The organism is Rathayibacter sp. AY1H3 (assembly GCF_002932015.1).
Map to the genome: position 1 here is coordinate 1 of NZ_PSUU01000009.1, position 13,244 is coordinate 13,244.

Genomic DNA, 13,244 nt, shown 5'->3' on the forward strand with positions numbered 1-13,244 from the left:
ACCTCGGCCGTGAGGGAGCGCTCGCCCGGGCCGCCGGTGACGACGACGGCGAGGCCCGCGTCCGCCAGCAGCTCGACGGCGCGGGCCGCGTTCGCCGCGGGCCAGGCGCGGGCGGGGACGGCTGCCCCGGGGTGCACGACCGCGTAGGGGCCGATCCCCTCGAGAGCGGCGGGCAGCACGCCCTCGCGGCGCACGCGGAGCCGTCCGTCGTCGCCGGCGGGCAGCGCGAAGCCGGCCGCCGCCGCGATCGCGAGCGCGCGCTCCGGCTCCGGCTGGTCCTCCTCGAGGGTCTCGCCCGGGACGAGGCGCACATCGAGCAGGGCGCCCGCGAAGTCGACCGAGGCGCCCGTGATGCGGGCGACACCGGCGAGGCGGAGCAGCAGGGCCAGCGGAAGCGGCGACTGGTGGAAGGAGGTGAGGATCACGGCCTCGTCCGGCGCGAACTCCTCGACGATCGCGCGCAGCTCGTCGACGAGCTCGGCGTCGACGGGGCGGGAGGCGTCGCCGATCCACGGGCACCACCAGGTGCGGACGGAGGAGGGACCCGGCAGCAGCGCGGCCGCGGGCGCTCCCTGCGGACCGCTCAGCAGCAGCACCTCGGCGTCGGCCGCGATCGCGCGGACGGCGGGTCCGCACAGCAGGACGTCTCCCGCGCTGTCCAGGCGGGCGACGAGCACGCGGCGCCTCACTCGGCGTCCTCGTCGGGCTGCATCGCGAGCAGCAGCTCGACCGCCTCGAGGAGCGTCGCCGCCTGCAGCGGAGCGGCGTCCACCTCCTCGGCGCGGGTGACCGGAGTCGGCACCAGCACTCCACGGGCGCCGGCCGCGGCGGCGGCGCCGACGTCGGCCCCGATGTCGCCGATCACGGCGAGGGATCGGGCCGGCAGTCCCAGCTGCTCGGCGGCGCCGAGAACCATGCCGGGCCGGGGCTTCCGGCAGGAGCAGTCGTCCTCCGGGCCGTGGGGGCAGAGCATCCACACGTCGAAGCCGCCGAAGAGCTCGTCCACGCGCCGGTTCACCGCGTCGGCCTGGCCGCGGTCGATGATCCCGCGGGCGATCCCGGACTGGTTGGTGACCACGCCCACGGCCAGCCCCGCCTCGCGCGCCCGCTCGACCGCGGCGAGGGCGGTGGGCATCGGGGAGACCTGCGCCGGGTCGCCGTTGTAGGGCACGTCGACCACGAGCGTCGCGTCGCGGTCGAAGAGGATCCCCCGCAGGCGCGGGGCCCTCGCGCGCTCGTCGGCGCTCCGGGAGGAGGAGTCGTTCACCTTCTCCTCGTACCCCTCGACCGGGGATGTAAACCCCCTTCCGGAGAAGTCGGTCCCTCCGGGCGCGTCGCTCGCATCTGCGGGCGGCGCGTCTGAGGTGCGCGCAGCGGGGTACGGGGACTCCGACAGAAAGGAGGCGCCGTGCGCGCTCTCACCGCCCCGGACGGGACTCCGGAGATCCTCGCGCTGCGCGCCCTCAAGCTCGGCGACCTGCTCGTCGCCGTCCCGGCGCTCAAGGCCCTGCGCCGCGGCTTCCCGGACCACCGGCTGATCATGGCGACCACGCCCTGGCTCGAGCCGATCGTCGACCTCGTCGAGGGCCTGGACGCGCTCGTGCCCACCCTCCGCGGACTCGACGACCCGCTGCCGATGGCCGCCGGCCGGGTCGAGCTCGGCGTGAACCTCCACGGCAACGGCCCGGAGTCGCGGCTGCGGCTGCGCGAGATCGCGCCCGAGCGCACGCTGGAGTTCCGCGTCCCGGCGCTGGACCCGGGCGCGGGCCCGGAGGACCCGCGGCCGCTCTGGATCGACGGCGAGCTCGAGCGCGCCCGCTGGGCCCGGCTGGTGAACTCGATCGGTCTCGACGCCGACCCCGAGGACGTCGCGATCGCCGTCCCGGAGGAGCCCGCCTCGGCCCCCGGAGCCGCCGTCGTGCACATCGGGGCCTTCTACGGCTCGCGCGAGTGGCCGGAGGAGCGCTTCGCCGCGGTGGCCCGCGCCCTCACCGCCGAGGGGCACCGCGTCGTCTACACCGGGGGCGCGAACGAGGCCGACCGCGCCCGCCGCGTCGCCGAGCTCGCCGGCACGGGCGAGGTGCTGGCGGGGGAGCTCGCGCTCAGCGGGTTCGCCGCGGTCGTCGCGGCCGCCGAGGTCGTGGTGACCGTCGACACCGGAGCCGCGCACCTCGCCTCCGCGTACGGCGTCCCCTCGGTCGTGATCTTCGGTCCGGCACCGCCCGAGGCCTGGGGCCCTCCGGCCTCGGGTCCGCACGTCGTGCTGACCGACGCCTCCCTCCGCCGCGGCGATGTCTTCTCCGCCGAGCCGGACCCGGCGCTGCTCGCGGTCCAGGTCGACGACGTCCTCGCCGCCCTCTCGTCGCTCCCGTCGCGTGCCGAGGCCCACCTCAGGCGGACTTCAGCCGCGTCGCCGGTCGGACCGGAGTGACCGTGGCCACGCGGGCCCGGGGAGCGCGCGGCTGATGGCTGCGCGAGGGGGCGCCGAGCCGGTCGGCGAGCTGCGCGAGGATCCGCCGCTGCAGGCGCGAGACCTGCATCTGCGTCGTCCCCAGCGCGTCGGCGATCTGCTGCTGGGTCCGCTCCTCGACGAAGCGCATCCGCAGGAGCTCGCGCTGGCCCTCCTCGAGCTCGGCCAGGGCCTCGGCGAGCCCGTGCCGCCGGTCGATCTCCAGCAGCCGGTCGTCCTCGCCGCCGAGGGTGTCGCCCAGGCCGACGCCGCCCTCGCCCACGGTCTCGTCGAGGGAGAGCGGATGCCCCGCGAGGCGCGCGTCGGCCACCTCCGTCGCGTCCACTCCGAGGCGGCGGGCGATCTCCTGGTCGGTGGGGTGACGGCCGAGCTCCTGCGCGAGCTCGTCGGCGACGACGGCGGAGCGGCGGTGCAGCTCCTGCACGCCGCGCGGCGGCCGGATCATCCAGCCGAGGTCGCGGAGGTGGCGCTTGAGCTCGCCGGTGATCGTGGGGACGGCGAACGCGGCGAAGCTGTCGCCGCGCTCGGGAGTGAAGCGGCGGGCGGCCTTCACGAGGCCCACGTAGGCGACCTGGCGCAGATCCGCCCAGTCGCCTCCGCTCCTGGAGACCCGGCGGGCCATGGCCTCGGCCAGGCCCAGGTGGTCGAGCACGATGCGCTCGCGGATGCGCGCGCCCTCGGCGGCCTCCGCGCTCACCGCGGCCTGGAAGAGCGAGAGCGTGCGGGCGTCCTTCTCCTCCCGTGCCGCCTCGGTGAGGGCGCTCGGGCGGTCGGTGCGGGGGTCGAGATCGATCGTGCTCATCAGTGCTCCTTCCGGGCACGCTCGCGCGGAGGCCCGGCGCGGCCTGCGGTGCGGCGCTCGGGCCCTCTCGACGAGAGGCCCGGGGTCAGCGCACCACTGCTCCTGCTCGCTCGGGGAGTCCGTTGACTCGGAGCAGTGCTGTCCGGTAGAAGCAGTCGCCGCGAGGCGCGCACCGTGCCCGGGGCGGAGGCGCCACGGCCCCCGCGATCCCGGGCGCCGCACCGGCTCCCGCCGGTAGGATCGGCCTCGTATGTCTGAGCTCACCCCGCCCCTGGAAAGCGCGCCGGACGCGCACCCGTTCACGACCGCGACCGGGAGCGACGTCCGCGTCCGCTTCTGCCCCTCGCCGACCGGGACCCCGCACGTCGGCCTCATCCGCACCGCCCTGTTCAACTGGGCGTACGCGCGCCACACCGGCGGCACGTTCGTCTTCCGCATCGAGGACACGGACGCCGCCCGCGACAGCGAGGAGAGCGTGGAGCAGATCCTCGACGCGCTGCGCTGGCTGAAGCTCGACTGGGACGAGGGCGTCGGAGTCGGCGGCCCGCACGGCCCGTACCGGCAGTCCGAGCGCACCGATGTCTACCTCGACGTGATCGCGCGTCTGACGGCCTCGGGGCACCTCTACGAGAGCTACTCCACGGCCGAGGAGATCGACGCGCGCAACGAGGCGGCCGGCCGCGCGAAGCAGCACGGGTACGACAACCACGACCGCGATCTCACCGAGGAGGAGCGCGCCGCCTTCCGCGCCGAGGGCCGCGCCCCGGCGCTGCGCCTGCGCGTGCCGGACGCCGACCTGTCCTTCGACGACCTGGTCCGCGGCCCGATCACGTTCCCCGCGGGCTCCTTCAGCGACTTCGTCGTGGTGCGCCCCAACGGCCAGCCGCTCTACACGCTGGTGAACCCGGTCGACGACGCGATCATGCAGATCACCCACGTGCTGCGCGGCGAGGACATCCTCCCCTCGACCGCCCGGCAGATCGCGCTGTACCACGCGCTGATCGACATCGGAGTGACGACCTTCGTCCCGCGCTTCGGGCACCTCCCCTACGTGATGGGCGACGGCAGCAAGAAGCTCTCCAAGCGCGATCCGTCCTCGAACCTCTTCCACCACCGCGACCGCGGCTTCATCCCGGAGGGCCTGGTCAACTACCTCGCCCTGCTCGGCTGGTCGCTCACGCACGACCGCGACGTCTTCTCGATCGACGAGATGGTCGCCGCCTTCGACGTCGCCGACGTGAACCCCAACCCGGCCCGCTTCGACCTCAAGAAGGCCGAGTCGATCAACGGCGACCACATCCGCCTCCTGGCCGTCGACGACTTCACCGAGCGGACGATCCCGTACCTCGTGGCGGCCGGAGTGCTCGCGGGCGAGCCGACCGCCGAGCAGCGCGCGGTGCTCGACGCCGCCGCGCCCCTCGTGCAGGAGCGGATCGGCCTGCTGGGGGAGGCCCCCGGGATGCTCGGGTTCCTCTTCACCTCCTCCGACGCGCTCGAGTACGACGAGGACGCGCTGAAGGGCCTGCCCGCGAACGCCGGCGAGGTGCTCGCCGCCTCGATCGGCGCTCTCGAGCTCGTCCCCGCGTCCGAGTGGCTGACGGCCTCGATCCAGGAGGCGCTCGCCTCCGCGCTGATCGAGGGCCTCGGCCTCAAGCCCCGCATCGCCTACGGGCCGCTGCGCACCGCGGTCTCCGGGCGCCGCGTCTCGCCGCCGCTGTTCGAGTCGATGGAGATCCTCGGCAAGCAGGAGTCGATCGCCCGCCTCGACCGCCTGGGCGCTCACCTCGGCGCCTCCCGGCAGGCCTGACCGTGGCGGAGACGGTCGGCGGACGCTACGACGTCGTCGTGATCGGCGGGGGCCCCGCCGGGCTCTCGACCGCGCTCAACCTCGTCCGGGCGCGCCGCAGCGTGCTGCTGCTCGACAGCAACCGCCCGCGGAACGCCGCGACCCTGCACTCGCACGGGTTCCTCACCCGCGACGGCATCTCGCCGCTCGAGCTGCGCCGCCTCGGCCGCGAGGAGTTCGAGCGCTACGAGGCCGCCGAGGTGCACAACGCCCTGGTGACCTCGGTCGAGCGCTCCGGCGGCGAGTTCGTCGTCGGCGCCCGGGGCGTGCGCGGCAGCGCCGACCGCTCCGTCGTCGCCACCGCCGTCGTGGTCGCCGCGGGACTGCTCGAGACGCCGCCCGCGCTCCCGAGCTTGCGCGCCTACTACGGCACCGCCGTGCACAGCTGCATGGAGTGCGACGGCTACGAGAAGGCGGGGGAGGCGCTCGCCCTGATCGGCGAGACCGACGACCTCGCGGAGCGGGCCATGCTCCTCTCGCAGTGGTCGACCGACCTGATCGTCTTCACCAACGGCGTCGGGACGGTGAGCGACGCCGACGAGTCGCTGCTCGCCTCCATCGGCATCCGGGTCGACCGGCGCCCGGTCGCCGACCTCGCCGGGGAGCGCGCCGAGATGACCGGCGTCCGCCTCGTCGACGGCGACGTCGTCCCGCGCACCGGGGCGTTCGTCCGCCCCGTCTGGACGCCCGCGCTGGACTACCTGGACGCGGCCGGCCCCGACCGCGACGCCGACGGCTTCCTCCGCGTCGACGCCGGTGGCCGCACGTCCGTCCCCGGCCTCTACGCAGCCGGCGAGGTCACCCCTCCCGGCCCGCAGCAGCTGATCGTCGCCGCCGGATCGGGCGCCCAGGTCGCCTCCGCGATCAACCGCGACCTCGTCCGCGCCCGCCTCGGCGAGGCCGCCCCGGAGTCCGAGGGCAGCGTCGTCCGCGGCTCGATTTGAGCGGGATGCCCGCGTAGGGTACTGTCGTCTCTCGTCGCTCGGGTCTCGATCCGGTCGCCGCCTGGTCCCGGGATCACCTCCGGATGACCATTGGGGTATGGTGTAATTGGCAACACGGCTGATTCTGGTTCAGTTGTTCTTGGTTCGAGTCCAGGTACCCCAGCACTGATCTCCTCTGCGGCACTCCGCGCGACGCCCTCGTTCGTGGCGTCCTCCTCCGGGCCCGCCCCCTCGTGATCCGCTCTCGGCGGCGTCCGCAGTATCCCCCCTCCGGCCGACGCGGCCGTCCGAGGCGCTGTGACACGATGGAAACTGTACGTCTCTCAGGTACCCGCGTCGCGCGGGTCGGACGAAAGGTCGCCCGCCCATGGAACCGGATCTCCTCTGGATCGTCCTCGCCGGAGTCGCCGTCGGCGCACTCCTGCTGATCGCCCTCATCGGCTTCTTCCTCTTCCGCGCCTGGTACCAGGTGCCGCAGGCCGACGAGGCGATCGTGATCGTCGGGAAGAAGCAGAAGGGCGAGGACGGCCTCACCTCGAACATGACCGTCATCACCGGCGGCGGCGCGTTCGTGAACAAGCTGACCCAACGGTCCGACCGCATCTCGCTGCGCTCCCGCCAGATCAAGATGGAGCCGGTCGCGCAGACCAAGAACGGCGTGACCATCCATCTCGCGGGCGTCGCCCTGGTCAAGATCGGGTCCACGGCCGACCAGGTCCGCGCCGCCGCCGAGCGCTTCGCGTCGCAGGACCAGTCCATCGACGTCTTCACCACCGAGCAGCTCGAGGGCGCCCTCCGCGGCGTCGTCGCGAAGCTCAGCGTCGAGGAGGTCATGCAGGACCGGCAGAAGCTGGGAGACGAGATCGCCGAGGGCATCAAGGGCGACCTGCTCGCCCAGGGCCTCGTCCTCGACTCCTTCGCCATCCAGGGCGTCACCGACCGCAACGGCTACATCGAGGCGCTCGGAGCGCAGGAGATCGAGCGCGTCCGCCGCGAGGCCGACGTCGCGCGGATCAACGCGGCCCGCGAGGTCAAGGCTCGCCAGCTGGCCACGGACGAGGCGAACCTGATCGAGCAGACCGCCTACGACAAGAACACCGCCGCCGCGAAGTCCGAGGTCGGCCGCGCCAACGCCGAGGCCGAGCAGGCCGAGAACCTGGCCCGCGCCGAGCGCGAGCAGGCCGTCCTCGTGCAGCGCGCCGAGAACCGGCAGGCCGAGCTCGACGCCGACGTCAAGCGCGTCGCGGACGCCGAGAAGTACCGCCGTCAGACCGAGGCCGACGCCGACGCCTACGGACGCGAGAAGAAGGCCGAGACGGACCGCCAGGTCGCGCAGCAGGTCTCGGACGCCGAGGCGTACGCCGTCCAGCGCCAGGCGGAGGCGCGCCAGGCGTCCGCCGCCGCCGAGGCCGCCGCCGTGAGCGCCCGCGCCGAGGCCGAGGCCCACGCACTGCGGGCCAAGGCGGGCGCAGAGGCCGAGGCGCTGCGCGCGAACGCGACCGCCGAGGCGGAGGCCATCCGCGCGAAGGGCGAGGCGAGCGCGGCGGCCATCGCGGCCGAGGCGGAGGCGCTCCGCGAGAATCAGGAGGCGATCCTGGGTCGCGAGCTCATCGGGCAGCTGCCCTCGCTCATGGCCGAGTTCGCGAAGGGCTACCAGAACGTCGGCTCGGTGACGCTGATCGGCGGCGACACCGCCGGCACCCACATCGCGCGCGAGCAGGCGGCGGGTCTCGCCGCGACGTTCGACAGCGTCAGGTCGGCGACCGGCGTCGACCTCGGCGCGATCCTCCAGGGCCAGGCCTTCGGCCGGGGGATGGCGACCGGCGGCACCGTCGTTCCGACCGGCGCGTCGGTGGCGACGGGATCGGGTGACGCCCCGCGTCCGTCCGGCACCGGCGACCCGACCGCCGTCGCCTCCACGAGCTGACCGCAGGGTCCCGCCGATCCCCGGCGGTTCCACCACTGCCGCCGCCGTGCTCGTCGGTGGGCGCCCGTCGGCGTCCGCCCTCGAGCACGGCGTGCGGCGTTCTGCGCGACCGGGTCGTGCCCCTGCCCGGCGTCGAGCGGCCCCGCTCAGACCAGCGGCTTGCGCATCTGCAGGGACGTCGTCTCGTAGCCGAGCGACTCGTACAGAGCCCGCGCGGCGGTGTTGAAGCCGAACACGTTCAGCGCGAGGGCGGACCCGCCCTGGGAGCGGACGTGCGACTCCGCGAGCAGCAGCGCCGCCCGGCCGAGGCCGCGGCCGCGCTCGGCGGCGTCGATCTGCACGTCCCAGACGTACCCGACGCCCTCGAGTCCGCTCGGGTGCGGGCCGAGCCAGAGCGACCCGACCGCGCGGCCGTCCTCGGAGACGAGGAGCAGGTCGTGCCCGGCGGCGGGGGAGCTTCTCGGGAAGTACTTCTCGTACGAGGCGTCGGCGTTGCGCGTCGCGGCCGCCTCGTCGTCGCCCGCGCGCATCCGGTCCTCGATGTACGCCGAGCGCTGCACCCGCATCCAGATGGCGAGAGCGGCGGCGGGCATCGGCTCGAGCGTGACGGTCATCCCCTCACGATCCCACTCCTCGCCCGCCTCCCGCGATCGATCCGTCGCGAACGGCCCGCACGGGATCCGCGGACGGGCCGCTCGCGACGGATCGCCGCCGGCCCGGATCAGTCCGGGGTCCGCTCCGCGTGCTTCCGCTTCCCCAGGCGGGTGGCGAGGAACAGCAGCGTCCCCACGACCACGTAGCCCGCTGTCGCCAGCCAGACGACGCCCGTCTGCTGCGTCAGCAGCACCACGCTCGCGATGGTCGCGAGCACCGGCACGACGCGCGGCACGGAGTAGTGGGCGTGGTCGACGCGGTCCTTCTTCAGCACCAGCACCGAGACGTTCGCCGCGATGAACACCAGCAGGAGCAGCAGCACCGTCGTCTCGGCGAGGGTGCCGACGTCGCCGATGAGGCTGAGCAGCATCGTCACTCCGCCGACGACCACGATCGACACCCACGGCGTGCGGCGGCCCGGGAGCACCTTGCCGAAGGCGCTCGGCAGCAGCCCGGAGGTGGCGAGCCCGAAGCCGACCCGCGACGCCATCACCATGAACAGCAGAGCGCCGTTCGCGATGGCGACGAGCGCGATCAGGCCGAACAGCCACGGCGGCACCGCCACTCCGCTCGCCGCGACCACGTCCAGCAGGGGGCCGCTGGAGGCCGCGAGCTCGTCGTTCGGCAGCACGATCACGGCGCCGAGCGCGATCAGGAGGTAGACCACGGCGGCGGTGATCAGCGCACCGAAGAGGGCCCGCGGGTAGACCTTCGAAGGGTTCCGCACCTCCTCGGCCATGTTCGCCGCGGCCTCGAAGCCGAGGAACGAGAAGAAGGCGACGATCGAGGCGGCGAACGCCCCCTGCAGCGGAGCGACATCGGGGTTGAACTCGAGCACGCGGGAGGCGTCGCCGTCGCCGGAGCCGAAGAAGACCGCGGCGCAGACGATGACGATGACCAGTCCGCTCACCTCGATCACCGAGGCGACCAGGTTCGCGGTCAGCGACTCCTTCACACCGCGCAGGTTCACCAGGGTGAGGATCGCGATGAAGACGATCGCGGTCGGGATCGGCGGCACGTCCAGCAGAGCCCCGAGGTAGTCGCCCGCGAACGCGTTCGCCAGGGAGGCGGCCGTCGTGATGCCGGAGGCCATCATCAGGAAGCCGATCAGGAACGAGAGGTACGGCTTCCCGAACGCGCGGTCCACGTACCGCGCCGCCCCTCCGGCGTGCGGGTACTTGGTGATCAGCTCGGCGTACGTGCCCGCCGTGAGCAGGGCGACGACCAGCGCGATCAGCAGCGGCAGCCAGATCACGCCGCCCACGTCCTCGGCCATCGTGCCGACCAGGGTGTAGATGCCGGCGCCGAGTGTGTCGCCCACGATGAAGGCGAACAGCAGCGGCCCGGTGATCACCCGCTTGAGCGACGCCTTCCCGGGAGCGGTCTCGGCGGTGTCCGTCGTGTCGGTCATCCGGACACTCCACCGAAGCGGAGGGTCCGAGCGCAAGCCTCGCCGCCCGATCGCTGCGAGATTTCTCATCATCGCGACCCGTGTGGCAGGGGCCCGGGCGGCGAGGACTCCCACAGCGCGCGGATCCCGGGACTCGGGCGATCGGCCGCATCAGAGGGAGCGGACCCGGTGCGCACAGGGTGAACAGGGGGCGACCGCGCGTGCCGCCGCGCGCCCGCACTGGGTAGGCTGGAGCGCTTCGTCGTGAGTGGAGCGGTCGCGGAGGAATCATGGGCAAGAAGCGCAACCAGGGACGATCCGGAGGCGGTCAGAGCGGGTCCGGCGGTCAGGGCGGCGGCCGCACGGCCGAGACCGCGCTGATGGTGCGGTTCCGCAGCTGGTACCGCTCGCACCTCGCCGAGGTGGGCATGCAGCACGAGCACCTCGAGGCCGACGAGGCCGTCGAGGTGCTGACCGACCTCTTCGCGATGACCCGCGACCTGCGCCCGCGCGGCTCCTTCGCCCAGCCCGACGCCGAGCTGCTCGAGGCCGTCTTCGACCAGATCGAGGCAGACCTGTCGGGGGAGGAGAGCGAGGCCGACCTCGACGACACCCTCTTCACCGTCGCCGAGGTCGTCGAGCACTTCCTCGACTTCCTCACCGACGAGGACCTCTGGACCGGCACCGACGAGGAGCTGGACGAGTGCCAGGCCGTCCTCGACGAGGTCCTCGACCTCGCCGGCTCCTTCGTGGAGGCCGTGCTCGACGACCTCGCCGAGCTCGACGAGGTCCCGGCCGAGGAGCAGCTCTCCGCCGTGCGCGCCACCGCTCTCGTGCACGCCGCCGACGTCGTGGTCGAGCACCTCGCCGCCGAAGACGGCGCGACCCTCACCGAGCGCGCCGCCCGCGAGATCGCGGTCGAGGCGGGCATCTCCTCCGCGGGATCCACCCCGAGCGACGACTCCGTCCGCATCCCGGTCTCGGCCTGGTGGGACGCGCTGGTCGGCTCGGCCGTGCTCGAGCAGGAGGGATCCGCCGCAGGTCTCGGCGAGGCCGCCGTGCTCTGGCGCAGCTCCGACGCGCACGAGGCCGCCGCCGAGCGCATCGCCTACGTCGCCCGCTTCCTCGAGCAGTGGATCCTCAGCGCCCAGACCGCGCTGGCGGCCGCCGACACCGAGGACGGCGCCTTCTCCCCGGAGGAGCGCGCGGTCACCACCACCGACGCCGTGCTGGTCCGCATCGCGGTCGCCTGCCAGGCCGAGATCCACCCGGGCCTGGTCGTCGGTGAGCTGGTCGACGAGCTGGCCGCCGACTCCGGAGTCTCGCTCGACGAGGCCCTCGACGAGCGCGAGCGCATGGTCGGCACGGCCGAGCGGATGCTCGACGACACCGCCGAGCTCGGGCTGCTGCTGCACTCGCCCGAGTTCGGCTACGCGGTGCCGGAGGGCCTCGCGCCCGTCCTCGCCTCCGTCGTCCGCGCGACGGTCGTCCTCCTCGGCGAGCGCGAGGCCACCCGCCTCGAGATCCTCGACGAGGCGACCCAGGACACGGCGACGGCCTACGCGCTCCACGTCGCCCTGCTCGGGACCAAGCCCGTCGTCTGGCGGCGCCTCGAGCTCTCCTCCGAGTCGTCGCTGCGCGATCTGCACCTCGCGCTCCAGCTCTCGCTGGGCTGGACCGACGCGCAGCCGCACTACTTCAGCGTGGGCGTGCCCGACGAGGAGCAGGCTCCGATCGGCTCACCGTCCGACGCGGAGGAGTTCGGCGCCGACCTCGTGGACGAGGCGGGCGTCGCGCTCGCCGAGGTCCTCGAGCAGGAGCAGGACGAACTCTTCTACGTCTACGACCTCGAGGACGAGTGGCGCCACGTCATCCGCCTGGAGGCGATCGCGCCGCTGTCGACGGCTCTGCCGCGCTGCACGGGCGCGCGCGGCGCGGCTCCGCTCGACGTGCCGGGAGGCCCCGCGGCCTGGGCCGACACGGTGCGGGCGGCGACCGACCCGTCCTCGGCCGACCACGCGGAGGCGCTCGAGGCTCTCGGCCTCGCCGCCGGAGCCTCGTTCGATCCGGCCGCGGTCGACGTCGACGGCATCAACCGCTCGCTCGGACTCCTGCGCTCCGCGGTCTGACGCCCCGCCGGAGGGCATCACCGGAGGAGGCCCCCGCTCCCGCTCACCGCGGGCGGCGGGGGCCTCCTCCGGTGTGGGGCGTCACGGGGTGAGCAGCAGCTTGCCGATGTGGCCGGAGGAGCGCATCACGTCGTGCGCCCGCTCGGCCTCGGCGAGCGGGACCACCTCGTCCACCACCGGTCGCACCGTTCCGGCGGCGACCAGCGGCCAGACCTCCGCGCGCACCCGCGCGACGATCGCGCGCCGCTCCTCCAGGGGCCGGGCGCGGAGGGTCGTGGCGTGCACCGCCCCGCGCTTGCGCATCAGCACCCCGAGGTCGAGCGAGCCCAGCGCGCCGGACTGGTTGCCGATGAACACCACGCGCCCGCCCACGGCCAGCGCCTCCAGGTCGCGGGCCAGGTAGTCGCCGCCGACGGGGTCGAGGATCACGTCGACGCCGCGCCCGCCGGTCGCCTCGCGGATCCGCTCGACGAAGTCCTCCTCGCGGTAGTCGATCAGGACGTCGGCGCCGAGCGCGCGGCACGCCTCGAGCTTGCGGGCGCTGCCGGCCGTGACGGCGACGCGGGCGCCGAGGGCGGCGGCGATCTGGATGCCCGTGGTCCCGATCCCGCTCCCGCCGCCGTGGAGGAGGACGGTGTCGCCGGATCCGAGCCCGGCCACCATCACGAGGTTCGACCAGACGGTGGACGTCGTCTCCGGGAGGGCGGCGGCCGAGACGAGGCCGACGCCGTCCGGCACCGGCAGCACCAGGCCCGCGTCGACCGCGACGTACTCCGCGTAGCCGCCGCCGGAGAGCAGCGCGCAGACCTCGTCGCCCTCCGAGAACCCGGTCGCGTCCTCGCCGAGCGCGACGACCGTGCCGGACACCTCCATCCCGAGGATCTCGGAGGCGCCGGGCGGCGGCGGGTAGACCCCTGCGCGCTGGCCGAGGTCGGCGCGGTTGACGCCGGCGGCCGCGACGCGGACGAGGACCTCGCCGGGTCCGGGGGAGGGCGTCGGCACCTCCTCCAGCACGAGTCGGGAGTCGGGGCCGGGGTTCTCGATGCGGATCGCCTGCATGAGGGGGATGCTACGCCGCGGGC

The 13,244-nt window shown here is 74.0% G+C and carries 11 protein-coding genes and 1 tRNA gene; 6 read left to right on the forward strand and 6 right to left on the reverse strand.

The annotated features are described in order from the left end of the window. Together C5C33_RS18400 and C5C33_RS18405 are read right to left on the reverse strand one after the other, a co-directional pair. Positions 1-689 (reverse strand): glycosyltransferase family 9 protein (locus C5C33_RS18400; RefSeq protein WP_374953819.1); only part of this gene is annotated, 689 nt, incomplete at its 3' end. Further along, positions 686-1,267: an HAD family hydrolase gene (locus tag C5C33_RS18405; protein ID WP_104309436.1), complete on the reverse strand. Its 582-nt coding sequence runs from the start codon at positions 1,265-1,267 to the stop codon at positions 686-688. The genes C5C33_RS18405 and C5C33_RS18400, both read right to left, overlap by 4 nt. Positions 1,268-1,408: 141 nt before the next feature. Between C5C33_RS18405 and C5C33_RS05280 the strand changes: the two genes are divergently transcribed. After that, entirely contained in the window at positions 1,409-2,431 is a 1,023-nt protein-coding gene (locus tag C5C33_RS05280) for a glycosyltransferase family 9 protein (protein ID WP_104247438.1), read from the forward strand. Here the strand turns inward: C5C33_RS05280 and C5C33_RS05285 are convergent. Then, positions 2,391-3,272, reverse strand: coding sequence for a sigma-70 family RNA polymerase sigma factor (locus C5C33_RS05285; protein ID WP_104223520.1), 882 nt, complete (start codon positions 3,270-3,272; stop codon positions 2,391-2,393). The genes C5C33_RS05280 and C5C33_RS05285 overlap by 41 nt on opposite strands. 250 nt (positions 3,273-3,522) lie before the next feature. Between C5C33_RS05285 and gltX the strand changes: the two genes are divergently transcribed. The 4 genes from gltX to C5C33_RS05305 all read left to right on the forward strand — a co-directional run bounded on the left by gltX (position 3,523) and on the right by C5C33_RS05305 (position 7,989). Beyond that, the gene (gltX, locus tag C5C33_RS05290) at positions 3,523-5,079 is read left to right on the forward strand and encodes a glutamate--tRNA ligase (protein WP_104223519.1); all 1,557 of its coding nucleotides are present in this window, start codon (positions 3,523-3,525) and stop codon (positions 5,077-5,079) included. Between the two features lie 2 nt (positions 5,080-5,081). Continuing rightward, complete coding sequence (locus C5C33_RS05295; RefSeq protein WP_104276156.1) at positions 5,082-6,062, forward strand: NAD(P)/FAD-dependent oxidoreductase; 981 nt, start codon at positions 5,082-5,084, stop codon at positions 6,060-6,062. A gap of 91 nt (positions 6,063-6,153) precedes the next feature. Further along, a tRNA-Gln gene (locus C5C33_RS05300) sits at positions 6,154-6,225 on the forward strand. Positions 6,226-6,429: 204 nt separating this feature from the next. Continuing rightward, complete coding sequence (locus C5C33_RS05305; RefSeq protein WP_104226268.1) at positions 6,430-7,989, forward strand: SPFH domain-containing protein; 1,560 nt, start codon at positions 6,430-6,432, stop codon at positions 7,987-7,989. A gap of 146 nt (positions 7,990-8,135) precedes the next feature. Here C5C33_RS05305 and C5C33_RS05310 read toward each other — a convergent pair whose 3' ends face one another. Together C5C33_RS05310 and C5C33_RS05315 are read right to left on the reverse strand one after the other, a co-directional pair. Then, positions 8,136-8,603: an N-acetyltransferase gene (locus C5C33_RS05310; protein WP_104260608.1), complete on the reverse strand. Its 468-nt coding sequence runs from the start codon at positions 8,601-8,603 to the stop codon at positions 8,136-8,138. Between the two features lie 107 nt (positions 8,604-8,710). Beyond that, positions 8,711-10,054, reverse strand: coding sequence for an APC family permease (locus C5C33_RS05315; protein WP_104226270.1), 1,344 nt, complete (start codon positions 10,052-10,054; stop codon positions 8,711-8,713). Positions 10,055-10,323: 269 nt separating this feature from the next. Between C5C33_RS05315 and C5C33_RS05320 the strand changes: the two genes are divergently transcribed. Beyond that, on the forward strand, positions 10,324-12,162 hold the full coding sequence (locus C5C33_RS05320) for a plasmid pRiA4b ORF-3 family protein (protein WP_104260609.1): 1,839 nt from the start codon (positions 10,324-10,326) through the stop codon (positions 12,160-12,162). An 81-nt stretch (positions 12,163-12,243) separates the two neighbouring features. Here C5C33_RS05320 and C5C33_RS05325 read toward each other — a convergent pair whose 3' ends face one another. Continuing rightward, entirely contained in the window at positions 12,244-13,221 is a 978-nt protein-coding gene (locus C5C33_RS05325; protein WP_104260610.1) for an NAD(P)H-quinone oxidoreductase, read from the reverse strand. Positions 13,222-13,244: the final 23 nt, after the last annotated feature.